Source organism: Nonomuraea phyllanthi (assembly GCF_006334985.2).
Lineage (GTDB): Bacteria > Actinomycetota > Actinomycetes > Streptosporangiales > Streptosporangiaceae > Nonomuraea > Nonomuraea phyllanthi.
In genome coordinates this window covers 270,096-295,234 of sequence record NZ_VDLX02000007.1, presented here as the reverse complement: position 1 = coordinate 295,234, position 25,139 = coordinate 270,096, and the positions used below count along the sequence as shown (strand labels likewise).

Here is a 25,139-nt window from a genome sequence, read left to right as displayed (position 1 = left end):
TACCTGGACAATCATCGTGAACATCACCATGCTCGACGGCAGCCGGCCTGTCACTGTCCGTCATTGATCGCCGGCCTGTGCGGGAGCAGAGTGATGTGGAGCGCGGCCATGGCCGACCAGGAGAGCGATCATGGGTAAGGCGTTCGCCGACATGCTTCCCTACACGCTGGGCCTGGTCGTCTCGCCCTTCCCCGTCGTGGCCGTCGTCGCCCTGCTCATCAGTGCGAACGGCCGGACGAAGGCGCTGCTGTTCGAGGTCACCTGGCTGATCATGAGCTGGGTCGTCCTGCTCGTCCTCATCGCCCTGCTGGGCGCCGTCGATACCACCGGACAGGCCAAACCCGCCTGGCTCGGCTGGATCAGCGTGATCATCGGAGTGCTCCTGCTCGTGATGGCTTTCGCCGGCATCCGCCGGGCCGCCCGCCGCAAGGAGGGGAAGGCCGCGGAGGTGCCTCGCTGGATCGCCGCCATGGACCACATGACCAAGCCCAAGATCATCGGTGTGGCCGCCATGCTCATCGTCGCCAACCCCGTCAACCTCGCCTCCGTGGCCGGCGGCGCCATCGCCGCCGCCCACGAACCGCTGCCCCCTGGCGGGTACCTCATCCTCGCGGCCGTGTTCGTCGTCATCGGCAGCACCGGAGTGCTCGCTCCCTATGTCACCGCGCTCAGCGGAGGCGGTGAACGGCGACTCCAGCGCATGCGCGGCTGGCTGATCCAGCACAACGGCGCCCTCACCCTGCTCATGATCCTGGTATTCGGCGTGCTGTTCCTCGCCAAGGGCCTGCGCGGCCTGCTGGCCTGACGCCCGGGGGGAGCTCAACGTCATCTCCTGCGGAGACGAGGCGTTTGCCGACCCCGCGATGAGCGGCGTTTGGGGAGGCGGCGGGTAGAGGCCAAGGCGTGACAGCGGTAATGGAAGGAACGTCCGGGGCGATGACGATCGATCGATACGAGGCTCTGGCCAGGCTGCCGTTGGAAGGCGGCTATCCCACCGAGGAGACCGCCGTCGCTCTGGACGAGGAACTGTTCTTCCAGCGCGCCACTCAGACGTATCTGTGGGCCCTGCCGGCCATGAACATGTACGCGATGAGGACGGCGCTGGGCGACCTTTCGGGGTACGGCTACAACGTGATGTCGGTGTTCGAGAAGCGACTGAAGCCGAACACGTTGATCACCACACCGAACTCCGATGTGATTTACGGGCTGACCTTCGCCGACCTGAGCGAGACAGGTCCCCTGGTGGTCGACGTGCCTGCGCGACTTCAGGCGCTGATGGACGACTTCTGGCATCGGCCGCTCACCGGACCCGACATCGACGGCGTGCGCTATCTCGGTGACGTCGGCATCCCCGGCCCTGACCGAGGAAAGGGCGGCCGGTACCTCGTCGTGCCCCAGGGATACCAGGGTGAGGTGGACGCACAGGAGTATTTCGTGTTCACGAGCCCGACCAACGGGATTTTCATCTTCGTACGCGGCTTTTTCTCCTCGGTCGACGACCTTGAGCCGGCGGTGGCATCGGTCGAGTCCATCACGATCCGCCCACTCGAGGGGGACGCCGAGCCGATGACGTTCCGGCACGTCTCCGACATCCCCGTGAACGCGTTGTTCCCCGCGGACGCGACGTACTTCGACCTGCTGGACCGGTTCGTCCAGGGCGAACCCGACGACGCCGTCGACCCCTACATGCACGGGATGCTGGCTGCCGTGGGCATCGGCAAAGGCAAGACCTTCACTCCGCCGCCCCGGCGGCGGGAACTGCTGGATCTCGCCGCCCGCACGGCGTGGAGAATGGCCAAGAACATCGCGGCGAACTTCGACGCCCAGGACGACGCCCGATGGTGGCCGGATCGCCGTTGGGTCGCGCACGTCAAGACCTGGCCCGGCGATTTCCTGCACACCCTGCTCGACGAGCAGTGGAGGGTGCGCGCCACCGGGCACACCGACGTGGACGCCAAGGCCCACATGTTCATCAACCACTACTCCATCAGCACCGGCATGATCTCCTCGGTCGCCGGGATGGGCGCCAAGTACGGCAACGCCTACAAGGACAGCACCGGCGACCACCTGAGGGGCGAGAACATCTACCGTCTCGACCTGCCGCCCGACCCGCCCGCCGACCTGTTCTGGTCGGTGACCGTTCTTCGACAACCGGTACCGGCCGGGAGACTTCGTCAAGGTCGAAGATCGGCCCTGAACTTCTGCTGCCCGGCCACACCGGGTCGCTGCGGCGTCGCGTTGCCGGCCAGGGCCTCCACGAGCCGGTCCCGTACGGCGCTCAGCTCGGCGATCCGCTCCTCCAGCGCCGCGACCTTCCTGCTCACCGCTTCCACGCTGGGCGGGCAGGCCGGCCCCAGCAAGACGTCGCCATCGTCCAGGCAGGGCAGGAAGCCTTGTACGTCCTGGGCGGTGAAGCCGTTCGACAGCAGCAGCCGGATGTTGCGGACCTTGGTCACCGCGCTGCTGTCGTACCGCCGGTACCCGTTGGGGGTCCGTTCCGGCTGGAGCAGATTCTGCTGCTCGTAATAGCGCAGGGCCCGGATGGTGACGCCGCTCGCTCGCGCCAGCTCCCCGATCAGCATTGTCCGAGTTTATGCCTTCTGCCCCGCCGCCACGGAGAGGCCGCCGTCGACGCGGACGACCGTGCCGGTGAGGTAGGCGGCCTCAGGGCGCGCCACGTTCACGATCCACCAGGCGATCTCGTCCGGCTGGGCGATGCGGCCGAGCGGAATGCGTTCGGTGAGTCCCTCGCCCAGGGCGGCGATCTGCTCCGGGGTGAACCCGGCGTGCGCCAACACGGGTGTGGCGGTGATGCCGGGCGCCACGGACACGACACGCACGCCCTTCGGCGCGAGCTCGACCGCCCAGGTGGCCGTCAGGAAGTCGAGGGCGACCTTGGTCGAGCCGTAGACCGAGTTGCCCGGCCAACCGTACGAGGGCGGGTTGGAGGACACGTTCACGATCGTCCCCCTCGCGGGGACCAGGTGTGGCAGAGCGGCCTGGGCCAGGAAGAGAGGGGCGAGGAGGTTGGTGGCGATCTGCTCTTCGGCGGTACGGCGGTCGATCGTCCCGAGCGCGGCGGGGCGAGTGATGGCGGCGTTGTTGACCAGGACATCGATCCCGCCCAGCCGCCGCACCGCCGCCTCGACGATCCGTCCGGGCCCGTCGGCAGCCGCACCGTCCGTCGCGAAGGTGCTGATCGAGGGGTGTGCGGCGGCGGTCTCCTCCAGGCGCGCGGCGGTGCGACCGACCACGAGCACCTGCGCCCCCTCGGCGGCGAACCGGTGAGCCGTGGCCCGGCCGATCCCCGTGCCACCTCCGGTGATGACCACACCCTTGTCTTTCAGGCCGCCTGAAATATCGCTCATGAGCGTTCTCCTCTTTCTCGCAGGTGAGTGAACGCGAGGCTAAAGGCTGACCTGGGCGTCAAGGTCAAGAGCGGCTAGGGCGCCGGCGGCCGCCGAAGGACCGTGCGGTTCTCCCGCCTGAACCAGGTCAGAAGGCGGTGGTCGGGATGGAGATGCCGTCGACCGTGAGTTTCTTACCCGAGCACGACACCTTGGGCGAGTCGGTGCCCGGCACGATCACCGTCAGCAGCGACTTCGCCGCCGGCGACACCACCACGTTGGTCGGCTGCTTCGACAGGTACGTGGGCGAGACCCATCCCAGCTTCCCGCCGCGCTGCACCTGCTGCCCCCCGACCCGGTCGCACGACGCGCCGAACTGCAGCAGCGTGACCTTGAACTTGCCGTCCCCGAGCACCACCTTGCCGCCGCCCTTGGAGATCAGCTTGAGCGAGTGGTCGAAGCGCCACAGGTTCCTGATCTTCTTGCCGCCGGACGCGGTGTCCCGCACGGCCATCAGGTCATCGCCGTGGTTCACCAGCACCGACCTGGTACGGCTCACCCCGTACGCCTTGTCCGTGAGCTTGAACGACTGCCGGTCGTCGCCGTACCTGGTGGCGACGAGCTTGGAGGCGGTGCGCGGGCGGAAGCGGGCGCCGACCACGGTGGGGACGTTGTGCGCCTCCGGCGAGAGCGTCCAGTAGCGGTACGAGCTCTTCTCGTAGGAGTGGAAGCCGGCGTCGACCAGGATGTCGCGGCCCTGCGCGTAGTACGTGACGCCCAGGTGGTCCTCGTGGCCGTGGAACTTCAGCCCGGGGCCGAACCTGATCGAGTAGTAGGCCGACTCCGGCTTGCCCCAGGCGGTGCGGCCGAAGACGTAGCCGGCGCGGTAGGTCTTGACCTCGTGCTTCGGCGTGCCCGTCTCCATCTTGGGCTCGGTCTCGGCGCTGCCGTCGCCGATGGGCACCATGTAGCCGTTGGGCATGGTGGAGTGGGCGATGAAGTCCTTCAGCGCCTCGGCCCGCTTGCCGATCTCGCTCGGCACCTTCCTGCCGCACGCCTTCATGTTCGTGATCGCGACCTGCAGCCGCCCGTACACGTAGACCGCGTACCGGGGCGCCTGCTCCATGAGCGCGCCCTGCGAGTCGACGTCGAGCTTCACCGTGCCGGTCAGGCGGCTGGAGGCCAGGTTGGACCAGTCCTTGCGGCCGTACCGGCAGCCGATGCCCATCAGCGCGATGTCCTGGTCCATGCCGTGGTTGTGGCCCTTCTTGTACAGCCGCGGGTCCGCCAGGAGCTTGGCGTGCTCGGCCAGGCTGTCCTTGAGCCAGCTCTCGTTGACGTGCCTGCTCAGGCAGAGCAGCGGCTGCGTGCGCAGGGAGACGGGGTGGTCCTTCCACACGTACGACTTCGTGCCGCGCGCGCCGCGCTTGTTGTGCGCGACCCAGTCCTTGGCGATCTCGGTGGCACGATCCAGGTACGCCTCCTCGCCGCTGTTCTCGTACGCGACCACGAGCGTGCCCATCCAGCGCAGCGACTGGAACACGTACTCCCAGGAGCGGTTCTTGTACGGGCTCGCCCCCCAGTCGATCTTCCTGCCCAGCTTGTACGGCGGCAGCCCGACCAGCGAGATCTCACCCTTCATGACGTCCTCGGCGGTCGGCGTACCGGGCAGCCAGTCGCCCTGGCACTCCGCGGTGCGCGTGACCTTGTCGGCGTGCGCGGGAGTCAGTGACCCGCCGAGTGCCAGCATGAGAGCAAGGGGTATCGCGAGCCGGCGCACGCCAGTTCCTTTCGGGACAGTACTTCGAGACAAAAAGTGAGGGCGGAACATGCTGTCCGAATTGTGATCAACTGGTCAAGCCGAGTGTCGGATTCGTTAGACGCTCGATGCGTCCTCGCCGTCGAGCGGGGGGCGCGGTGGCGACATGCGGGTGTCCCGGATGGCGGAGACCGTACAGGTCAGGACATGCTGGACGGGTGACATTCGACGACCTCGTGATCCCTGACACGCCCGCCAGCCGCGGCGCCCTCGAAGTGGCCGCCCGCTACCACACGCCCTCGCTGCTCAACCACTCGATCCGCGCCTACCTCTGGGCGGCCGCGTACGCGCGGGAGCACGGCATCGCGTTCGACGCGGAGCTGCTGTACGTGGCGGCCATGCTGCACGACATCGGGCTGGCCGCCGAGTTCGACAGCCACACCGTCCCCTACGAGGAGGCCGGCGGGCACGTGGCGTGGGCGTTCTGCGCCGGGGCCGGCTGGTCGCCCGAGCGGCGCGTCCGCGTCAGCGAGGTGATCATCCGGCACATGTGGGACGAGGTGCCGGTGGAGGACGACCCGGAGGGTCACCTGCTGGAGCTGTCGACCGGCATGGACATCTCGGGCCGCCGCACGGACGAGATCCCGGCCGGGATCCGGCAGGAGGTGCTGGAGCGCCACCCCCGGCTGGAGATCGCCAAGGAGTTCGCCGCGTGCGTCTCCGAGCAGGGCGCGCGCAAGCCGTCGAGCCTGGCCGGCGGATTCGTACGCGGCGGCATCCTCGACCGCATCGCGCGCAACCCGCTGGACTCCTGACCTTTCGAGCGGGCGCTCCCGGCGACTAGCCCTTGGGGCCGGCGCTCTCGGCGACCTCGAAGGACCACACCTCAGAGCCGGCCGCCGCGGGGCCGTGGCCATGGCCGTGGCCCCCGGGCGCCTCGCCCCGGGCGGCCTGCGCCTGGGCGTGGCCGCGCTGGAACGCCTCGCCCTGCTGCCACTTCTGGAAGTCCTCCTCGCTGCGCCAGCGCGTGTAGACCAGGTAGCGCTCGGTGCCCTCGACCGGCCTGAGCAGCTCGAACCACTCGAACCCGTCGGCCGATTCCACCATCCCCGCGCGGTTGGAGAAGCGGCGTTCGAGCTCCTCGCGCATGTCGGCGGGCACGCTCAGCACGTTGATCTTCACGACGGACAACGGGAACCCCTCTCGTCAGCGCACCATCCGTTGCGAGGCCGGTGCGGGCTCCAGGCTAACGCGCGCCACCGCCGGAACACGGTCGCGCTCCAGCGCGTCGCGCATGTGCGGCAGCGCCACCGTGGACAGGTGCCGGCTGAGCTCGCCGATGGGCGCCGTCTCGTCGGCCACGACGCGAAGCCGCACTTCGGGACGGTTGTGCGTGCCCGCCAGGTCGGCGTCGGCGCTCAGCACGGCCGGGCTCGTCTCGACGTCGGCGGCGACCGCGCGGGCCATCCCGTCCGCCGACACCTCCGTGGCGCCGCTCGGCGACCGCTCCAGCCGCAGGCTGCCGCGCGTCGTGTCCCTGCGCGCCTGGACGAACAGCCACCGCAGGCCCAGCAGCGCCACCAGCAGCGACAGGGCCGCCACGAGCCACCAGATCCACGGGGAGGCGCCCGTGAAGAAGCCGCGTACGTCGCCGTCCACGATGGGCGTCCCCGACGATCCCCAGGCGGCGGCCGCCCCGCGGGACAGCGCGCCGCCCCCCAGGACGATCAGCACCAGCCCGACGAGCGCCAGTCCCCACCGGTTGCCGTGGCTGGTCTTCCTGCTCACTTGCGCTCCTTGACGTGCACGTCCACCCGGTACGGCCGCACCGGGTCCATCCCGGCCAGCCTGGTGAGCACGGCGGCCCGTACCTCCTGGGTGAATCTCTCCTTGTCCCACCCGGACGTCGCGGACTTCACGGCGATCGTGCGGCCCCGAATCCTGGCGCGGGCCGAGTGCACGCCGGGCACCTCCTCGGCCGCGTGCGCCAGCGCCCTGGTGACGCTCCTGGTGCGCAGGCCGATAATCACATCGGGGTCGCCGCTGCGTACGGGCACCATGCCCGGCCGGCCGGGCACCAGCGCGGCGGCCAGCAGCCCGAGCCCGACCAGCGCCACGATCGCCGAGCCCGCCAGGAACAGCGGGTCGGTCCACGGGGTGGAGGTGGCCCAGCTCAGCATCCCGTCGTACGGGACGAGGCGCAGCGGGACGCCGGCCAGCGCGGAGATCGTCTCGGCGGCGATGAGCAGGGCCAGGAGCGTCATCAGCGCGGCCACCACCAGGGCGGGGATCCTCCGGTGCGGACGGAACGCCCGCACGGCCGCCCGGTCGGCGCCCCGGTCGCGCGGCACCCGCCCCACTACCGCTCCGGAGGGCGCTTCGGGCGGCGCGTCCCCGGGGTCCGCGGCCTCGAAAGGCACCGTGTCCGTGTCCCGGGAAGGCGCGGCCTCCGCGTCCTGGTCAGGCACGGCGCAGGTCTCCTGCCTCGGGCTCTGCTCGCTCATGGCTACCCGCCCTCAAGGTCGATCATGTTGACGTCCAGCCGGGAGACGTTCAGGCCGGTCTGTTCGGCGACCCGGCCGATCACGTGCTCCCTGAGCCGCGCCGCCACGGCACGCAGCCGCGACGGGTACGCGACGCTCACGTTCAGCCGGATCGTGGCCTGGTCGCCGCGGACCTCCGCGCCCGACGAGCGGGTCCACGGCAGCCCCGCGAAGTACACCTCCTGTATCTCGGGGATCTCCGCGGCGGCCGAGCAGGCGATCTTGGTCACCACCACGGATTCGACCCGGGTGCGCCCGCGCAGCTCCGGTGGCGGCTGGGGGGTGGGACGCTGCGCGGGCACAGTCACGGTGCCGCCGGTGGTGCTCGCGGTCGGGGTGCTCATGGACGCCTCACGCGCTCATTTGCGTCTCATGGACAGGCCGGACAGGTTGACCTCGCCGGACTCGGCGATCCGCCCGATGAGGAAGCCGGCCACGCCGAGCACCAGCACGATCAGGAACGGACCCCACCCGCCGAACGATGCCACGACACCGAGGATGATGCCGAAGGCCAGGCCGATTACCGGCGTCCACTGGATGTCACTCATGGTTCCTCCACGATGTCGTCGATACGTACGTTCACCCGGCGCTCGCCGACGAGGTCCGCCAGGGCCCGCCGCACCTCGTCGGCGGTCTCCGGGAGCGGGCGGCCCGCCGTGACGACGACGGCGATCCGCACCTCCCGGTCGTCCACGGAGACGCCCGTGAGCCGCCTGCCCGGAAGGTACGTGGCCACCGTCCCGAACGGGCCGCCGGACAGCCCCGCCACGCCCCGGCACGACCGCACCCGCTCGGCGATCGCCCACACCTCGCCCGTGCCGTCATCCGGAGACGTTTCGCCGGGGGACGCCGCACCGGGGTCGGTGGTGGCCGTCCGGAGACCGCCCGTTCCCGCGCCGGGGCCGGCTTCAGGGTCCGGAGCCCTGCCGGTCATCGGACTCGCGGCTCCGTCTCGGTCGCCTCGCCGCGCTCCCTCTCGGACTCGCGGTCACGCTCCTGACCCGGCATGTGGACGTCGTCGACCCTGATGTTGACCTCGGTCACCTCGAGCCCGCACATCCGCTCGACCGCGTTGATGACGTTCTTGCGCACCGAGGCCGCGAGGTCGGGGATCGCCGTCCCGTACTCCGTCACGAGGTCGAGGTCGATGGCGGCCTGCCGCTCGCCCACCTCCACGGTCACGCCCTGCGTGACCCGCTCCTCGGCGCCGACCATGCCGCGTACGCTGCCGAGCGCGCGTGCCGCGCCTCCGCCCATGGCGTACACGCCGGACACCTCCCGGGCCGCCAGCCCGGAGATCTTGGCGACGACGCCGTCGGCGATGCTGGTGGTGCCCTTCTCGGTGATCAGCTTGGTCGCAGGACCGCCCTCGGCCGTCCTGGCCCTCGGTACGGTCGTGGCCTGGCCGGTGTCCGTGCCCCGGTTGGACGTGGCCCGGTTAGACACTGTGTCCGACACGACCCGTCACCCCCTTGTTTGGTCCTCACTATTAGGCACAGGTAACCGCCACGAACCTCTCGATACCCAACAAAACAGACTTTGGGGACATTTATCGACAATTCCTGACCCGTCGAACGTCAAGCGGGGTGCGGGCGGCGTGCGCTGGGCGGAGCCCCGTGGCGGCGGCGATAGCCTTGTCGGGTGCGTATAGCGAGGTTCTCCACAGGCGAAGGCGTGTCGTTCGGCGTGGTCGAGGGCGGCCCGGGCGAGGAGTTCGTGTCCGCGATCTCCGGTCACCCGTTCTCCCAGGTGCAGTTCACCGGCGAGCGGCTACCGCTCTCGCAGGCGAAGCTGCTGGCCCCGATGCTGCCGAGCAAGGTGATCGCCATCGGCAGAAACTACGCCGAGCACGCGGCCGAGCTGGGCAACGAGGTGCCCGAGGAGCCCCTCATCTTCCTGAAGCCGTCCACCACCGTGATCGGCCACGGCGAGCACATCGCCTACCCCACGACGCTGTCCGACCGCGTCGACTACGAGGGCGAGCTGGCGGTGGTGATCGGCAGGCTGTGCCGGGAGGTGCCGGTCGAGCGGGTCAAGGACGTCATCTTCGGCTACACGTGCGCCAACGACGTCACCGCCCGCGACCTGCAGAAGAAGGACGTGCAGTTCACCCGGGCCAAGGGGTTCGACACGTTCTGCCCGCTCGGGCCGTGGATCCAGACCGACCTCGACGCGAGCGACCTCGCCCTGACGACCACGGTCAACGGCGAGATCCGGCAGAGCGGACGCACGAGCCAGCTCATCAACGACATCCCCGCGCTGGTGGCCTACGTCAGCGCGGTCATGACCCTCATCCCCGGCGACGTCATCCTGACCGGCACCCCCGCGGGCGTCGGCCCGCTCGAAGTGGGCGACGAGGTCAGCGTCGGCATCGAAGGCATCGGCACACTCACGAACAAGGTGGTCTCCCGTGACTGACGTACGGGTGCGGTTCGCCCCGTCTCCAACCGGCATGTTCCACGTGGGCAGTGCCCGCGCCGCGCTGTTCAACTGGGCCGTCGCCCTGCGGTCCGGCGGGCGCTTCATCCTGCGCGTCGAGGACACCGACGCCACTCGCAACCGTCCCGAGTGGACCGAGGGCATCATCTCGGCGCTCGACTGGATCGGCATCAACGGCACCAACCCGGCGTTCGAGGGCCCCTACTTCCAGTCGGCGTACGAGCCGCAGCACCGCGAGGCCGTGGCGAAGCTGCTGGCCGACGGCAAGGCCTACTACTGCGACTGCACGCGCGAGCAGGTCCAGGAGCGCACCGGCTCCAAGGACAAGGGCTACGACGGCCACTGCCGCGAGCGCGGCCTCTCCGCGGGCGCGGTGCGCTTCCGCACGCCCGACGAGGGCGTCACGGTCGTGGACGACCTGGTGCGCGGGCGGGTGGAGTTCCCCAACAACGCGCAGGAGGACTTCGTGATCGCTCGCTCCGACGGCTCGCCCCTCTACGTGCTGGCCAACGCCGTCGACGACATCACGCAGGCCATCACCCACGTGGCGCGCGGCGAGGAGCACCTGCCCAACGCGGCCAGGCAGGAGCTGCTCTGGCCCGCCCTGGGCGCGACGCCCCCGGTCTGGGCCCACCTGCCGGTGATCGTCAACGAGCAGCGCAAGAAGCTGTCCAAGCGCCGCGACAAGGTCGCCCTGGAGGACTACCGCCAGGAGGGCTACCTCCCCGAGGCCATGGTCAACTACCTCATGCTGCTCGGCTGGGGGCCCGGTGAGGACCGCGAGATCATGCCGTGGTCGGAGATGGTGCCGCTGTTCCGGCTCGAGGACGTCAACGCGTCCAACGCGTTCTTCGACGAGAAGAAGCTGCGGGCGTTCAACGGCGAGTACATCCGGGCGCTGCCGCTGGAGACGTTCGAGGAGCGCTGCGCGCCCTACCTCGACCCCTCCTGGGACCGCGAGCTGTTCAGCAAGGTCGCGGCGCTGGCCCAGACCCGCATCGCCGTGCTGTCGGAGATCCGGCAGAACGTCGACTTCCTCTTCCTCGGGGAGCCCGTCTTCGACCAGGCGTCCTGGGACAAGGCGATGAAGAACTCCCCGGTGGAGATCCTCACCGACTACCTGGCGCGGCTGGAGACGGTCAGCTGGGACCCCGAGTCGCTCAAGGAGGCGCTGGAGGAGGTCGGGGCGGTCCACGGGCTCAAGCTCGGCAAGGCCCAGGCGCCGGTCCGCGTGGCGGTCACCGGCCGCACGGTGGGGCTGCCGCTGTTCGAGTCGATCGAGGTGCTCGGCCGCTCACGCACCCAGGACCGCCTGCGCGCCGCCCTGTCCCGCCTGAACGCCTGAACGCGCCTTGGCGCCTGAACGCCGACGCCCGGCGACCCCGAGACGGTCGCCGGGCGCTCTGCTTCCGGCTGCCGGCGCGGGACCGCCGTGCCCGCAGGTGGGGAAGGGCAGCGATCAGTGACCTCGGTCCCGGCCGAGGAAGCACGTCAGGAGTCGCCTGAAGTCGTGCGGGTGCTCGAGCGCCGGCACGTGCCCGCATCGGCCGAGCACGTGCAGACGGACATCGGCCAGGTGCTCCAGCAGGGGCAGGGCTGCCGTCCCGAGCGGGGTGACTCGGTCCTCGGCGCCGTGGACGAGCAGCACGGGCGCGCGGATCCCTGCCAGCGTCTGCGCCGAGAGGGTGAGCTCGTCGGCCCAACGTGCCCTAGGCGGAGGGAACAACGACGCAAATGCGGCCGCCCCCGCTCGCATCGCAGCCGCACGGGCGGCAACGGCCGACTCGGTCACGAGCGCTTGGTCGAGGACGAGGCGACTCAACATGTCCCGTGCCCCGAGCGGGCCGGCGGGGGCGGCCCAGACCGCGTCGAGGTCGGCGGACAGCGGCGCCCCGGGGGCGCCCATCGTCGAGACCGCCACGACACGGGTGACCTGCTGGGGACGCGCGGCCGCCAACGCCAGCGCCACGGCACCGCCCATGGAGTGACCCACCACGGCGTAGTGCTCGACACCGAGAGCATCCATCAGGCCCGCGGCCTGCTCCGTCCACAGCCGGAGCCCACCCCTGGAGCCCGCCGGGATCGGTGTACGGCCGAACCCCGCCTGGTCAGGAGCCACCAGGTGCCAGGACGTGCCCAGCGCCCGTGCCGTCGTCGCCCAGGCGCCGGATCCGGTCGTACCGGGTCCGGAGCCGTGCAGCATCAGCACCGCGGGTCCGGTGCCGCTCTCCAGGACGTGGACGGGGGAGCCGTCGACTGTGACGGTCCGAAGTGCCGTCACCGGGACAGGCCAGGTGCGCTCATGCCGATGTGGAGCTGATGGACTTCGAGAAGACCTCCATCATCGCCCTGCCGAATTGCGGCATGTCGGGCCACCCCCGGCAGGAGACGAGGTTGCCGTCCACGACGTCGGGAGCGTCGATGACCGTCGCGCCCGCGTTCTCCATGTCACCGGTGATGGGCGGGAAGCACGCCGTCTTTCGACCCTTCAGCAGCCCGTACACAGCCGGCACCTGCGCGCCGTGGCACACCAGCGCGATCGGGAGGTTGCGCGCGAAGAAGTGCTCGGTGATGCGCCTGACGTCGGCGTCGACCCGGATCCACTCGGGGGCGCGTCCCCCAGGGATGATGAGGGCGTCATAGCGCTCGACGTCGACCTCGGCCCAGGGCACGTCGACCGGCAACTTTCGGCCGTTCTTCTCCACGTAGGCGTCGGAGTTGGGATCGAACTCGTGGATGACCAGCTGAACGTCACGCATCGTCCGTGACGAGACGTCAACGTCCCAGCCGCCCTCCTGCACGCGATAGTAGGGATACATGGTGTCGAGCTCCTCGGCGGCGTCGCCGGTCAGGAGCAGCGCTCTGGGCACCTGCTTCTCCTCGCATCTGAGGCGGGTGAGGTGGATCCGATCCGATCCGATCTGATTGAGTTAGCATTCCTCGGCCCAGCCCGCCCGTCAAGCCTTTACCGCCATTCGTCCGCGTCCTTGACCTCGTCGAACAATCGCCGGAACCGCTCGCCGGACAGCAGGATGTGCCGGCGCATGGCGTAGGCGGCGGCGTCGGGGTCACGCGCGGCGATCGCGGCCAGCACTTCTTCGTGCTCGGCCATGGCCAGGTGAGTGACCTGGGTGTCGTGGAGAAGCCGGAACAGGTGCACGTGCGTGTGCAGGCGAGCGAGGGCTTCGCGGATGACCTGGTTCTCCGCGCTCAGGGCGACGAGATCGTGAAAAGCGGCGTCGCGCAGCCCGAAGGCGCCATAGGCCATGAGCCCGTCGCCCCCGTCCAGCTCCGCCATCTCCTCCAGCATTCGTCGCAGATCGGCCACCTGCTCTGATGACGCGCGTTCGGCGGATCTGCGCGCCGCTGCCGGCTCCAGGAGCAGGCGGAGCTCAAGCATGTCCTCGAATCGCTGACGGGTGATCTGGGGGGGAATCCGATAGCCGGCATGGGGCACACGCACGACCAGGCCCTCGGCCTCCATGCGGTTCAGAGCGTCACGGATCGGCGTCTGCGAGACCCCCAGCTCTCGCGCCAGGGCGTCGATCGTGACGCGGGAGCCAGGCTCGATCCGTAGCGACATCAGCTGTCCGAGCAGCGTGTCGTACACCTCGTCGGCAAGCCGGCCGCGAGATCTTCCCGGCGACGTTCCGCCCGTCATGGCCCCACGGCGCCGCGCGATCATCGCTTCGTCGTCCATCGTGACGTGAGGTCCTTTCTTGCGTCTTCGGGAACCTGTTGACATCAATCGCAACGCTGCGGGATGTTGACGCCCCCAATCGGATCGTATAGGAAAGGTGGCGGATGTCAGCCATCCGTCACCCATCTCGGAACCGCCCGCCATCGCTCCGCTTCGATCAGTTGGAGCTCCCATGAGCATGCTCGACGTCCTCCTCGGTTCGCCACCGGGCCGCACAAGGGCCGAAGGACTTCTCGACTGCTCGAAGCCCCATTACGTCGCGGCGTACTCGTGACGCCGGTCTGCGGGTCAGCCCCTGCGACAGCCGGCAACACGCCTGAACAACCCAGCAACTGCTCGGCGAAGCACGCAGCAGGGGTCCCCACCCAGAAAGCAGGCAAGAAGATGCGGTATCCCACGCGATTAGGACGACTGTCCGTTCCCCGTCGAAAGGTGCAGCTGGCGGCCGCGGCCATGTTGGTGGCCACGACCATGGCGGCTTGCGGCCAGGACGGCGGCGCGGGGGCGAGCGCCCCCAAGGCGCCGGCGACCATCCCGGAGCTCACCAAGGACCCGCTCACCCTCAGCTTCATCTGGTTCGACTGGCCCCCCGCCCACGCGCTGGAAGCCTTCGCGAACGCGGAGTACGCCAAGGAGCGGCCGAACGTGACCGTCAAGGTCAAAACCGTGCCGAACGCGAACTGGCACGACGCGATGTTCACCCAGTTCGCAGCGCACAAGACCGACTTCGACATCCCGATCCTGGACTCGCAACACATCGGCGAGGCGGTGACGAACGGCAACATCCTCGACATCACCGACTTCGTCAAGAAGAACATCGACGTCAAAGCCTACAACCCGTACCTCCTGGCGGCCTACGGCCAGTTCCCCCAGGCGGAGACCGGGAAGCGTGACGAAAACGCCAGCCTGTACGGACTGCCGCTGCTCGGCGACACCTGGACGATGATCTACCGCAAGGACCTGATCGGCGACAAGCCACCGCAGACCTGGGACGAGATGATCTCAGTCGCCGAGAAGTGCCAGGCGGACAACCCTGGCGTCAGCGGGCTGGCTTTCCACCAGGCCAACGGCTCCGACGCCGCGGCCGTCACCTACAACACGGTCAACGGCGTCTACGGCGGCAACCTGTGGGACTCCAAGACGCGCAAGATCGAGGGCGTCCTCAACGACGCCGCGGGTCAGGAGGCGATGGACGTCCTGGTCAACAAGATGAAGCCGCTGACCGCCAAGGGCTCCGGCAACTGGTTCATCGACGAGGTGAACGCGGCGGTCGCCCAGGGCAAGGCATGCATCGCGTTCAACTGGATCGCCGCGAGCGGCGGCCTGCTCGACCCGAAGCAGTCGACGCTCGGCACCACGCGGGAGCAGATTCTCGACAAGCTGGGTTTTGCCACCCTGCCGAGCCAGAAGACGAACCTGGTGCCTCTCGGCGGCATGGGGATGCACGTGTCGGCCTACTCCTCCGAGACGAACCAGGCGGAGGCCCTGAACTTCATGAAGTGGTTCGAGCAGGCTGACATCCAGAAGAAGTGGGCCGCCGCTGGTGGCGTGCCATCGCGTACGGACGCCCTGGAGTCGCCCGAGTTCCTCAATGCCCAGCCGTTCAACAAGGTGTACACCGACTCGGTGCCGCGGATGCGGGACATGTGGAACGTCCCCGAGTACGCGCGCCTCGTCGACATCGAGAACACCAACGTGAACGCGGCTCTCAACGGTGCGAAGAAGCCGAAGGACGCGCTCGACGACATCGCCAAGGAGCAGCAGGGCGTGCTCGACTCCAGCGGCCGCAAGGGCGGCGGCGGACTGTGAGTGACCCCGTCCCTCTGACGACCGACCACCCGGTGCGGGTGGCGTCTGCGACGCCGCCCGCACCGGGTCGGTCCCGCCGCTTGAGCGACCGCTGGCTCGCCGTGGCCTTCATCTCCCCAGCGTTGCTGCTGTTGCTCGCCATGTCGGTGTTCCCGTTGCTGTGGGCGTTGTACCTGTCTTTCACCGACTACTCGGCCACCCGCGGGGGGCCCGCCCATTTCATCTGGTTCGGGAACTACACCGCCATCCTGGCTTCGGCGCAGGTCCACCTGAGGGCCCTGACGACGTTGATCTACGTGGTCGGCGCGGTCTCCCTGCAGATCGTGCTCGGTTTCACCATCGCCTACCTGATCTCACGGCGCACGCACGGGCGAGGACTGCTGACCACGCTGTTCCTGGTTCCGATGATGCTGTCGCCGGTCGTGGTCGGGCTGTTCTGGCGTTTCATGCTCGACGCGCAGTTCGGCGTGATCAACAGCATGTTCGGCTCGCTCGGCCTGGGGCAGGTGGAGTGGCTCACCCGGCAGCGAACGGCATTGTTCTCCCTGATCGTGGTCGACACCTGGCAATGGACGCCGTTCATCATGCTCATCGCACTCGCGGGCCTTACCGCGGTCCCCAAGTACTTGTACGAGGCCGCCGCGATCGACCGGGCATCCGAGTGGTTCCGGTTCCGCACCATCACTCTTCCGCTGGTGTGGCCGCTGCTCCTCATCGCCGTGTTGTTCAGGGCCATCGAGGCCTTCCGGCTGTTCGACCTCGTCTACATCCTCACCAGCGGAGGCCCGGGAGTCTCCACCGAGACTTTGTCGTTCCACGTCTACAAGGTCGCGTTCCTGGGCTTCAACACCGGAACCGCCTCCGCGTACGGGATCCTCATGGTCCTCGTCGTCATCGTCCTCACGCAGCTCTACCTGCGCTACTTGAACAAGCTCAAGGAGGACTGATGGCCGTCTCCGTCGACGAGGCCGCGTCCACAGGTCCTGTCCGCGATCACACGCCTCCCGCGCGCCGCCTTGGCGGCCGGGGCCGCTCCGTGCTGGAGGTCGCGCTGCTGACCGTGCTGGCCGTCGTGATGCTCTTTCCGGTGCTGTGGATGATCGAGACGTCCATCAAGGAGAACCGGGACGTCTACGCCATCCCGGCCAAGTTCTTCGACTTCAAGGTCACCCTGGACCATTTCAAGGACGTGTTCGCCGCCTCCGGCGGCGGTCGCTCGACCTTGTCCGTCTCGTTCCTCAACTCCGTCGTGGTCGCCGGGGTCTCCACGGTGCTGGCCACCGTGCTGGGCGTCCCGGCGGCCTGGGCCTACTCACGCTTCTCCGTGAAGGCCAAGAAGGACCAGCTGTTCTTCATCCTGTCCACCCGCTTCATGCCGCCCGTGGTGGTCGTGATCCCGATCTTCCTCATGTACCGCCAAGCCGGACTCATCGACACCAAGCTCGGCCTGATCCTCATCTACGCCGCGTTCAACGTCCCGTTCACGATCTGGATGATGAAGGGGTTCGTCGACGAGGTGCCCGCAGAGTACGAGGATGCCGCCATGCTCGACGGCTACACCCGCTTGCAGGCGTTCTGGCGATTCACCCTTCCCCTGCTCCTGCCCGGCATCGCCGCGACGGCGGTCTTCGCCCTCATCTTCTCCTGGAACGAGTTCGTGTTCGCCATCTTCCTCACCTCCAGCGACAACGTGCGTACGGCCCCACCCGCCATCGCCGGCCTCATCGGTGGAACCACTGTGGACTGGGGTCTCGTGGCCGCCGCCTCCGTGGTGTTCGCCCTACCGGTGCTCGTCTTCGCCTACCTGGTGCGCAAGCACCTCATCGCCGGTGTGACGCTCGGGGCGGTGCGACGCTGATGGCGGGCATCGAGGTGACCGCCCTGCACAAGCGCTACCCGGACGGGACGGTCGCAGTTGATCACGTGGACCTGTCCATCGGCGACGGCGAGCTGTTCGTGATGCTCGGCCCTTCGGGCTGCGGCAAGACGACCACGCTGCGGGCCATAGCCGGCCTGGAGAGGCAGACGACGGGCGACATCCGCATCGGCGACACGCTGGTCAACGACCTGCCGCCCGCCGAGCGCGACATCGCCATGGTGTTCCAGTTCTACGCTCTCTACCCGCATCTGAAGACCCGCGACAACCTGGCGTTTCCACTGAGGGCCGAGGGACTGCCCAAGTCGGAGGTGCACGAGCGGGTCGACGAGGCGGCCCGGCTGATGCGGCTCGGTCCGCTCCTGGACCGGCGACCGCACCGGCTGTCCGGCGGGGAGCAGCAGCGCGTCGCGCTCGCCCGCGCCCTGGTGCGACGACCGCGCGCATTCCTCATGGACGAACCTCTCACCAATCTGGACGCGGAGCTGAGGGCGGACATGCGCACGGAGATCAAGCACCTGCAGGGGGAGCTGGGGACGACGATGGTCTACGTCACCCACGACCAGGTCGAGGCGATGTCGCTCGGTCACAGAATCGCCATTCTCAACAAGGGCCGCGTCGAGCAGATCGGCACGCCGCTGGAGGTCTACGACCGTCCGGCGAGTCTTTTCTGCGCCGCATTCATCGGCTCCCCGCCGATGAACCTGATCGAGGTGGACGTGGCCGACGGGAAGCTGCGCAGTCAGGGCGGACTGGTCCTCGCGCCACCGCCAAGCGTGCCGCGCGGGCGTCGCCTGGTCGCAGGCGTCCGGCCGGAGGCGCTGGAAGTCACCGAACCAGGGGCGGAACGTTCGGTCCCGGCCCGCGTGGTCTCGGCGGAGTGGCTGGGCGACGAAATCATCTACGTGGTCGACCACGGCGGCCGGCGCGACGTACGGGTTCGGATGCCACCAACGGTCCGTTTCGCTGCTGACGCACCGGTCGGGCTGCGGCACACCGGCGGGACCCCGGCGGTCTACGACGTGAGCACGGAAGAGCTGGTGGCCTGATGGGAACCGTGGCAGTGCGCGGGCTGTGCAAGTCCTTCGGCAAAGTCCAGGCCCTGGACGGGGTGACGCTGGACGTGCCCGACGGCTCGTTCTTCGTCGTGCTCGGGCCATCCGGGGCAGGCAAGACGACGACCCTGCGAGCGATCGCCGGCCTTGAGAAGCTTGACGCCGGGTCGGTGCATCTGGACGGGAGGGACGCGACCGGTGACCCCCCGGCCGCACGCGACCTGGCCATGGTCTTCCAGAGCTACGCCCTCTACCCGCGACACACGGCGTACGAGAACATCGCTTCGCCGCTGCGGGCACGCCGCTGCTCTTCGAGCGAGATCGCCACTGCCGTCGAGCAGATGTCGAGCCTGCTGCACATCGAACGTCTGCTGCAGCGTCGTCCCGCGCAGTTGTCGGGCGGTGAGATGCAGCGTGTCGCCCTGGCCCGGGCGCTGGTCCGTCACCCGCGCGCGTTTCTCATGGACGAGCCGCTGACGAACCTCGACCTCAAGCTCCGCGTCGAGATGCGCACCGAGCTCACCCGCATCCACCGGAGCCTCGGGGGAACCTTCGTCTACGTGACCAACGACCAGGTCGAGGCCCTGTCCATGGCCGACCAGGTCGCGGTCCTCAAGGAGGGGAAGGTGCAACAGGTCGGAACGCCGACCGAGGTGTACGAGCGTCCAGCCAACCAGTGGGTCGCAGGCTTCGTCGGGAGCCCGCCGATCAGCCTGCTCGCCTGCCACGCCGAGGGAGATCGTCTGGTCGGGGCGGACGGCTGGACGCTGCCGCGGCCCCGCTGGACCACGGCCGAAGACGGTCGTCCGCTGCTGCTGGGCCTGCGCGCGGAGGACCTGTCCGTCGAGCAGCGTGGGAACGCGTCGTTGCCGGGTGAGCTCTACGGCCTCGAGCCGCTCGGTGACCGAACGGTGGTCGACGTCCGAGTGGGGACGGAGATCGTCAAGGTCAAGGCACGACCCACCGTCACCGGTACGCCGGGCGAGCGGCTGCTTGTCACGGTCGACCTGGACCGTGCGCACCTGTTCGACGCGGGCACCGGACTGGCGCTGTCCGAGGCCGGGAGGTAGCCGCGCCCGGCGGCGACGTCGACATGCGCCCGTACGTGGCGATCGAGCCTCGGCGGACGGTCACCGGTGAGCACGGCCTGACGACGCTGCAGCCAGGCGCGGGGCGGCGTTCGTCAACGCGTGCGGCGCGATCGCTGAGGTCACGCTGGACATCACCAAGAACATCACAGGAGGCGACGCAATGAGTGACCCGATGAACGTCCTGGCCCCCGAGCACCGGCGGCTCCGGATCGGCGACGCCTGGCGCGACGCCGCCAGCGGAGCCACCTTTGTCGTCGAGGACCCGGCCACCGGCAAGACCATCGCCGAGGTGGCGGACGCCGGTGTCGTCGACGGGCTCGCCGCTCTGGACGTGGCGAGCAAGGCACTGGCGGAGTGGGCGGCGACCCCGCCGCGAAAACGGTCGGAGTTGTTGGCCGCGACGTACCGGGCACTGACCGAGCGATCCGAGGAGGTCGCCCGGCTGATAACGCTCGAGATGGGCAAGCCGCTCGCCGAGGCTCGGGGAGAGGTGGCCTACGGCGCCGAGTTCTTCCGCTGGTTCGCCGAGGAGGCGGTGCGCGTCGAGGGGCGCTACAACACCGCTCCCGCTGGTGGATATCGCATCCTCACCGTGCCGAAGCCGGTCGGACCGTGCGTCTTCGTGACGCCCTGGAACTTTCCGCTGGCCATGGGCGCCCGCAAGATCGCTCCAGCGCTGGCGGCGGGCTGCACGACGATCACCAAGCCGGCCGCCCAGACGCCGCTCACCATGCTGTTCCTGGCCCGCATCATGGAGGAGGTCGGCGTTCCCCCGGGCGTCGTCAACGTCGTGACGACCAAGCGTGCCGGCGAGGTGGTCTCAGCGCTGCTGGCCGACCGCCGGACCCGCAAGCTTTCGTTCACCGGGTCGACCGAGGTCGGGCGCGTGCTGCTACGACAGGCGGCGGACAACGTGCTGCGCACCTCCATGGAACTGGGCGGCAACGCGGCCTTGATCGTGTGTGCCGACGCGGACCTGGACGTCGCGCTCGACGGTGCCATGGTGGCCAAGATGCGCAACATCGGGGAGTCCTGCATCGCGGCCAACCGGATCTACGTCGAGGAGCCGGTGCGCGAGGAGTTCACGGCGCGCTTCGCCGAGCGGATGGGCGCGCTCTCGGTGGGCCATGGTCTCGACGACGGCGTGGACGTCGGGGCGTTGATCGACGAGGCCTCGGTCGCCAAGATCGACGAGCTCGTCGCCGACGCGGTCGATCGCGGCGCCCGTGTCTTGGTGGGCGGCGAGCGTCCGGATGGGCCGGGCCACTTCTACCCGCCTACGGTCCTCGTCGACGTGCCCGAAGACGCGCGGATGCTGGAGGCGGAAATCTTCGGCCCGGTGGCGCCGATCATCTCGTTCACGTCCGACGACGAGGTCATGGCGAAGGCCAACGACACCGAGCACGGCCTGGTCGGATACGTCTTCACCCGTGACCTCCAGCGGGCGCTCCGGTTCACCGAGGGGTTGGAGACGGGGATGGTCGGCATCAACCGTGGTCTGATCTCGGACCCGTCGGCGCCGTTCGGAGGCGTGAAGCAGTCCGGGATCGGCAAGGAGGGGTCGCACGAGGGCATCCTTGAGTACCTCGACGTCACCTACGCGGCGATCGACCTACCGTGACCGGCCTGCCGCTCCGGGTGCCCGCCGAGGATCACCGCGCCCTGTGCACACGTGACCTGACCGGCCTCCACCCGTGGGGCGGGACCCGGGCCATGGCCGGCACGCATCCGCCGGCACCCGGGGACGCCGCCCTTGCCGACGCCGTCCCGGTCTCGCAGGTGACCCGGACGTCCGCCCAGCAAATCACCGCCGACGTTCCAGAGAGGCACTGACATGCTTGAGACCGTCCGCGGACCACGCCAGCTGATCGTGGGCGAAGGGGTCGCGCAGAACATCCCACGAGTGGTGGCCGAGTGTGGTTCGCGAGTCCTCATCGTGACCGACCGGGTTCTCCTGGGAAAGCCTGGCGTGGCCGAGATCGTGGCCGGCGTGCGGGAGAAGGCCGCAGCCGTCGGGGTGTTCGCCGACGCGACTCCGGACGTGCCACTCGCCGATGTCGCCCTGGCCGTCTCGGTCGCCGCAGACGTGGACGCCGACGTGATCCTCGCCATCGGGGGTGGCACGGTGATCGACCTCGCCAAAATCGTCGGTGTCATCCGGCGCCACGGTGGGACGCCGCGCGACTTCTACGGCGAGTCGAAGGTGCCGGGGCCGACGATTCCTCTCGTCGCGGTCCCGACGACGTCAGGCACCGGCTCCGAGCTCACGCCCGTCTCGGTGCTGACCGACCCGGACCGCGAGCTGAAGGTGGGGGTCTCCAGCGTCCACATCGTGCCCGACTTCGCCATCGTCGACCCCGAGCTCACCTACACCTGCCCTGCGACCGTCACTGCCCACTCCGGCATCGACGCGTTCTGTCACGCGGTGGAGAGCTACACCGCGCGACCCCGGGCCCACGGACCGCGCGACCCGGTGGAGCAGGTCTTCCTCGGCCGCAACCCGATCACCGATCACTACGCGCTCCTGGCCGCGGAGCGGATCGCCCGCAGCTTGCCCCATGTCGTCAGGGACGGAGGCGACAAGGACGCGCGCGCGGACATGTCCTATGGGTCCATGCTGGCCGGGCTCGCATTCGCCCACGCGGGCACCGCGGCTCCGCACGCCCTCCAGTACCCCATCGGCGCAGCCACCCACACGCCGCACGGCCTGGGCGTCGGGCTGCTGCTGCCCTACGCGCTGGGCGCGGCCAGGGATGCCATCGGCGACCGGTTGACCATCCTCGCCGGGGTGTGCGGGCTCGACGTGACCGACGCCTCGGATGCCGAGGCCGCAGACACGTTCCTCGCCTGGCTCGACGGGCTCCTTGCCGACATCGGCATCCCTACTACCTTGGCGGACATCGGCGTGGCACGCGCCGACCTCCCGCGCTTCGCGGAGATGGCCAGTGGCGTCACCCGCCTGATCCAGAACCATCCAGGCCCGACCGACACCGCCAGCCTGACCGCGATCCTCGAAGCGGCCTGGACCGGGGACCGGACCCGACACGTCCTGACTCCGGAGCAGAGATGGTGACGGCCCTTTCGTCCCACCTCGCTCCACGCGGTGACATAGCGTCATCGCTCCGCTGCGCCATATCCGCCTGATTTACGGCGAGTACTACGGCGACCTCATCATCTTTCGAGGGACCTCCGCTTTCGCGGGACCTCCGCCGAAGCCCCTCCTCCCAAGACCTCCACCGAAGTGCGGTGGGGTGGAGGGGCCGCGGACAAGACGTGGCGACGTGCGAAAAGACCGTTGCCCGGCGGCTCAGTCGAGCCCGCGGCGAGCGAGCAGCGGCTGGATGCCGGGCTCCCTCCCACGGAAGTTCCTGAACGCCGTCAGTGGGTCGAGGCTGCCGCCCCGGGACAGCAGCTCCCGGCGGAAGTGGTCGCCGTTGGCCCTGGTGAGCCCGCCGTTCTCCTTGAACCACTCCACGCTCTCCGCGTCGAGCACCTCGCTCCAGATGTAGGAGTAGTAGCCGGCGCTGTAGCCGCCGGAGAAGATGTGCGCGAAGTAGTTGGTCCGGTAGCGCGGCCGCACCTGCGGGACGGCGATCTGGGCGGCTTCCAGGGCCGCGGCCTCGAACGCCTCGGGGTCCGCCACCGTCTCCCCGGGCGCCAGCCTGTGCCAGGCCCAGTCGAGCAGCGTGGCGGCCAGATATTCGACGGTCTTGAAGCCCTGGTTGAACTTCTGCGCCGCCTTCAGCTTCTCCACCAGCTCGGCCGGCATCGGCTCGCCCGTCTCGTGGTGCCTGGCGTAGTTGGCCAGCACCTCGGGCCAGGTCACCCACATCTCGTTGACCTGTGACGGGTACTCGACGAAGTCGCGCGGCACGCGGGTGCCCGACACGCGGGGGAACCGCACCTGCGAGAAGAGCCCGTGCAGCGCGTGGCCGAACTCGTGGAAGGCGGTGCTGACCTCGTCGTACGTCAGCAGGGTCGGCCCGGAGGCGGGCTTGGTGACGTTGAGGTTGTTGATCACCACGGGCAGCTGGCCGATCAGGAACGACTGGTCCACCAGGTTGTTCATCCACGCCCCACCGCGCTTGGTCGGGCGCGCGTACGGATCGAGCGCGAACAGCCCCAACCGGCTCCCGTCCTCGTCGAACACCTCGAACACCGTCACGTCAGGGTGGTATCCGCCCAGATCGGGCCGCTCGGTGAAGGTGACGCCGTAGAGCTTGCCGGCCGCGAAGAAGATGCCGTCGCGGTAGACCCGGCCGAGCTCGAAGTACGGCCGCATGGCGGCGGCGTCGAAGTCGTAACGGGCCTGGCGCACCTTCTCCGAGTAGTACGGCCAGTCCCACGGCTCGATCTCGAACCCGGCCTGCTCCGCCAGCGCCTCGGCCTCCCTGCGCGCGTTGCGCACGGCGGGGCCGACGAGCTGGCCGAGCATCTCCTCGACTGCCTCGACGGTCTTGGCCGTCTGGTCGGCCACCACGTACGAGGCGTGGTCGGGGAAGCCCAGCAGCGCCGCCCGCTCGGCCCGCAGCGCCGCCATCCTCGCCGCCAGCTCGAAGTTGCCCGGCGCGCGGCCCACGCTCAGCTCGTAGAGCCTGCGGCGCACGTCGCGGTCGGTGAGCTGGGACAGGGCCGGCTGGGCGGTGAAGTTGAGCAGCGGCAGGACGTACGTGTCGTCCTTGCGCAGCGACTCGATCCTCGCCTCGTCGAACCCGTCGAGCTCCTTCGGGTCCGTCACGACCAGCGCCGAGTCCGTCGAGGCCTTCAGCAGGCTCTGCGCGAACTCCGTCGAGAGCTTCGACAGCGCCTCGTTGAGCTCGCGCAGCCGCTCCTGCTCCGGCTCCGACAGGTCGGCCCCGGCCCTGACGAAGTCGTCGCGGTACTTCTCCAGCAGCCAGGACTCCTCGGGATCCTCCGTGGTCACCTGCTTGATGCGCGCCCACAGCGCCCGGTTGAGCAGGATCGCGTCGCTGTGGCGGGTCAGCTGCGGAGAGATCTCCTTCTCGATCTCCATGGTGCGGTCGGTGGAGTTGGAGCCGCAGACGGTGAAGAAGGCCGTGGCCGTGCGGTCGAGGATCCGCCCGGAACGCTCGAGCGCCGCGATGGTGTTGTCGAAGGTGGCGGGCTCGGGGTTGCTCGCGATCGCGTCGACCTCGGCCAGTTGCTCCGCCATGCCGCGCTCGAACGCGGGCAGGTAGTGCTCCTCGCGGATGTCGGCGAAGGGCGGCAGCTCGTACGGCAGGTTGCTAGGGGCGAAGAACGGGTTACCGGCCAACGGTGAGGCTCCTCCACATGGGGTTTCGTCCCCATCAGCTTGGCACGACCGGGCCCGTGCCGTGAGTGCGGGAGGGCGCCCCGATCAATCGTTTTGGCCTTAGGCCCTCAGCTGGGCTATTCTTTCGGACGTCGCCGAGCGCGCCTCTCCAAGGGAGGAGCTGCGGACGGTGGGGTATGGTGTAATTGGCAGCACGACTGATTCTGGTTCAGTTAGTCTAGGTTCGAGTCCTGGTACCCCAGCTC

Annotated in this window: 25 protein-coding genes, 1 tRNA gene and 1 pseudogene; 13 read left to right on the top strand and 14 right to left on the bottom strand. The window is 69.0% G+C overall.

Going from position 1 to position 25,139, the window contains the following annotated elements; all coding sequences use genetic code 11:
- Positions 1-130 precede the first annotated feature (130 nt).
- Together FH608_RS20805 and FH608_RS20800 are read left to right on the top strand one after the other, a co-directional pair.
- Positions 131-805 (top strand): GAP family protein, encoded by a 675-nt coding sequence (locus FH608_RS20805; protein ID WP_139632209.1) that lies wholly within the window; start codon positions 131-133, stop codon positions 803-805.
- A gap of 110 nt (positions 806-915) precedes the next feature.
- Positions 916-2,133, top strand: a pseudogene (locus FH608_RS20800) (DUF1254 domain-containing protein); the annotation flags it as partial.
- Between the two features lie 41 nt (positions 2,134-2,174).
- Here the strand turns inward: FH608_RS20800 and FH608_RS52825 are convergent.
- From FH608_RS52825 to FH608_RS20790, 3 genes are all read right to left on the bottom strand, one after another.
- The gene (locus FH608_RS52825; RefSeq protein ID WP_226899753.1) at positions 2,175-2,582 is read right to left on the bottom strand and encodes a MerR family transcriptional regulator; all 408 of its coding nucleotides are present in this window, start codon (positions 2,580-2,582) and stop codon (positions 2,175-2,177) included.
- A 9-nt stretch (positions 2,583-2,591) separates the two neighbouring features.
- A complete protein-coding gene (locus tag FH608_RS20795; protein WP_226899729.1) occupies positions 2,592-3,368 on the bottom strand; it encodes an SDR family NAD(P)-dependent oxidoreductase in 777 nt (258 codons plus the stop codon).
- Between the two features lie 127 nt (positions 3,369-3,495).
- Positions 3,496-5,097 carry a heparinase II/III family protein gene (locus tag FH608_RS20790; RefSeq protein WP_139632207.1) on the bottom strand — a complete coding sequence of 534 codons (1,602 nt, stop codon included), beginning with the start codon at positions 5,095-5,097 and terminating at the stop codon, positions 3,496-3,498.
- Between the two features lie 227 nt (positions 5,098-5,324).
- On the opposite strand from FH608_RS20790, the gene FH608_RS20785 reads away from it, so the two are divergent.
- A complete protein-coding gene (locus tag FH608_RS20785; RefSeq protein ID WP_139632206.1) occupies positions 5,325-5,921 on the top strand; it encodes an HD domain-containing protein in 597 nt (198 codons plus the stop codon).
- 25 nt (positions 5,922-5,946) lie between these two features.
- Here FH608_RS20785 and FH608_RS20780 read toward each other — a convergent pair whose 3' ends face one another.
- The 7 genes from FH608_RS20780 to FH608_RS20750 are packed head-to-tail and all read right to left on the bottom strand — an operon-like array spanning position 5,947 to position 9,107.
- A complete protein-coding gene (locus tag FH608_RS20780) occupies positions 5,947-6,297 on the bottom strand; it encodes an antibiotic biosynthesis monooxygenase family protein (RefSeq protein ID WP_139632205.1) in 351 nt (116 codons plus the stop codon).
- Between the two features lie 15 nt (positions 6,298-6,312).
- Positions 6,313-6,894, bottom strand: coding sequence for an Asp23/Gls24 family envelope stress response protein (locus FH608_RS20775; protein ID WP_139632204.1), 582 nt, complete (start codon positions 6,892-6,894; stop codon positions 6,313-6,315).
- Positions 6,891-7,610 carry a DUF6286 domain-containing protein gene (locus tag FH608_RS20770; protein ID WP_139632203.1) on the bottom strand — a complete coding sequence of 240 codons (720 nt, stop codon included), beginning with the start codon at positions 7,608-7,610 and terminating at the stop codon, positions 6,891-6,893. The genes FH608_RS20775 and FH608_RS20770 overlap by 4 nt, the downstream gene beginning before the upstream one ends.
- A gap of 2 nt (positions 7,611-7,612) precedes the next feature.
- Positions 7,613-7,993 (bottom strand): Asp23/Gls24 family envelope stress response protein, encoded by a 381-nt coding sequence (locus FH608_RS20765; RefSeq protein ID WP_139632202.1) that lies wholly within the window; start codon positions 7,991-7,993, stop codon positions 7,613-7,615.
- 15 nt (positions 7,994-8,008) lie between these two features.
- Positions 8,009-8,197, bottom strand: a complete 189-nt coding sequence (locus tag FH608_RS20760; protein ID WP_139632201.1) for a hypothetical protein — start codon at positions 8,195-8,197, stop codon at positions 8,009-8,011.
- Positions 8,194-8,583 carry a hypothetical protein gene (locus FH608_RS20755; RefSeq protein WP_226899728.1) on the bottom strand — a complete coding sequence of 130 codons (390 nt, stop codon included), beginning with the start codon at positions 8,581-8,583 and terminating at the stop codon, positions 8,194-8,196. The genes FH608_RS20760 and FH608_RS20755 overlap by 4 nt, the downstream gene beginning before the upstream one ends.
- Positions 8,580-9,107: an Asp23/Gls24 family envelope stress response protein gene (locus FH608_RS20750; RefSeq protein WP_394367691.1), complete on the bottom strand. Its 528-nt coding sequence runs from the start codon at positions 9,105-9,107 to the stop codon at positions 8,580-8,582. The genes FH608_RS20755 and FH608_RS20750 overlap by 4 nt, the downstream gene beginning before the upstream one ends.
- A 183-nt stretch (positions 9,108-9,290) precedes the next feature.
- Between FH608_RS20750 and FH608_RS20745 the strand changes: the two genes are divergently transcribed.
- On the top strand, positions 9,291-10,067 hold the full coding sequence (locus FH608_RS20745; protein ID WP_139632200.1) for a fumarylacetoacetate hydrolase family protein: 777 nt from the start codon (positions 9,291-9,293) through the stop codon (positions 10,065-10,067).
- The gene (gene gltX, locus FH608_RS20740; RefSeq protein WP_139632199.1) at positions 10,060-11,433 is read left to right on the top strand and encodes a glutamate--tRNA ligase; all 1,374 of its coding nucleotides are present in this window, start codon (positions 10,060-10,062) and stop codon (positions 11,431-11,433) included. The genes FH608_RS20745 and gltX overlap by 8 nt, the downstream gene beginning before the upstream one ends.
- Before the next feature lie 114 nt (positions 11,434-11,547).
- Here gltX and FH608_RS20735 read toward each other — a convergent pair whose 3' ends face one another.
- From FH608_RS20735 to FH608_RS20725, 3 genes are all read right to left on the bottom strand, one after another.
- Positions 11,548-12,369 carry an alpha/beta fold hydrolase gene (locus tag FH608_RS20735; RefSeq protein ID WP_139632198.1) on the bottom strand — a complete coding sequence of 274 codons (822 nt, stop codon included), beginning with the start codon at positions 12,367-12,369 and terminating at the stop codon, positions 11,548-11,550.
- 19 nt (positions 12,370-12,388) lie between these two features.
- Positions 12,389-12,958, bottom strand: coding sequence for a DJ-1/PfpI family protein (locus tag FH608_RS20730; protein ID WP_139632197.1), 570 nt, complete (start codon positions 12,956-12,958; stop codon positions 12,389-12,391).
- A 95-nt stretch (positions 12,959-13,053) separates the two neighbouring features.
- Positions 13,054-13,788: a GntR family transcriptional regulator gene (locus FH608_RS20725; RefSeq protein ID WP_139632196.1), complete on the bottom strand. Its 735-nt coding sequence runs from the start codon at positions 13,786-13,788 to the stop codon at positions 13,054-13,056.
- A gap of 432 nt (positions 13,789-14,220) precedes the next feature.
- Between FH608_RS20725 and FH608_RS20720 the strand changes: the two genes are divergently transcribed.
- From FH608_RS20720 to FH608_RS20690, 7 genes are all read left to right on the top strand, one after another.
- Entirely contained in the window at positions 14,221-15,597 is a 1,377-nt protein-coding gene (locus tag FH608_RS20720; RefSeq protein WP_226899727.1) for an extracellular solute-binding protein, read from the top strand.
- An 80-nt stretch (positions 15,598-15,677) separates the two neighbouring features.
- On the top strand, positions 15,678-16,544 hold the full coding sequence (locus FH608_RS20715) for a carbohydrate ABC transporter permease (RefSeq protein WP_226899726.1): 867 nt from the start codon (positions 15,678-15,680) through the stop codon (positions 16,542-16,544).
- The gene (locus FH608_RS20710) at positions 16,544-17,455 is read left to right on the top strand and encodes a carbohydrate ABC transporter permease (RefSeq protein WP_139632193.1); all 912 of its coding nucleotides are present in this window, start codon (positions 16,544-16,546) and stop codon (positions 17,453-17,455) included. The genes FH608_RS20715 and FH608_RS20710 overlap by 1 nt, the downstream gene beginning before the upstream one ends.
- Complete coding sequence (locus FH608_RS20705; protein WP_139632192.1) at positions 17,455-18,522, top strand: ABC transporter ATP-binding protein; 1,068 nt, start codon at positions 17,455-17,457, stop codon at positions 18,520-18,522. The genes FH608_RS20710 and FH608_RS20705 overlap by 1 nt, the downstream gene beginning before the upstream one ends.
- A gap of 8 nt (positions 18,523-18,530) precedes the next feature.
- Positions 18,531-19,598, top strand: coding sequence for an ABC transporter ATP-binding protein (locus tag FH608_RS20700; protein ID WP_226899725.1), 1,068 nt, complete (start codon positions 18,531-18,533; stop codon positions 19,596-19,598).
- Between the two features lie 181 nt (positions 19,599-19,779).
- On the top strand, positions 19,780-21,240 hold the full coding sequence (locus tag FH608_RS20695; protein ID WP_139632190.1) for an NAD-dependent succinate-semialdehyde dehydrogenase: 1,461 nt from the start codon (positions 19,780-19,782) through the stop codon (positions 21,238-21,240).
- A 213-nt stretch (positions 21,241-21,453) separates the two neighbouring features.
- A complete protein-coding gene (locus tag FH608_RS20690; protein ID WP_139632189.1) occupies positions 21,454-22,692 on the top strand; it encodes an iron-containing alcohol dehydrogenase in 1,239 nt (412 codons plus the stop codon).
- Positions 22,693-22,926: 234 nt separating this feature from the next.
- Here the strand turns inward: FH608_RS20690 and FH608_RS20685 are convergent, their stop codons facing one another.
- A complete protein-coding gene (locus tag FH608_RS20685) occupies positions 22,927-24,894 on the bottom strand; it encodes a M3 family metallopeptidase (protein ID WP_139632188.1) in 1,968 nt (655 codons plus the stop codon).
- A 170-nt stretch (positions 24,895-25,064) separates the two neighbouring features.
- On the opposite strand from FH608_RS20685, the gene FH608_RS20680 reads away from it, so the two are divergent.
- Positions 25,065-25,136: transfer RNA gene (locus FH608_RS20680), tRNA-Gln, on the top strand.
- Positions 25,137-25,139 lie beyond the last annotated feature (3 nt).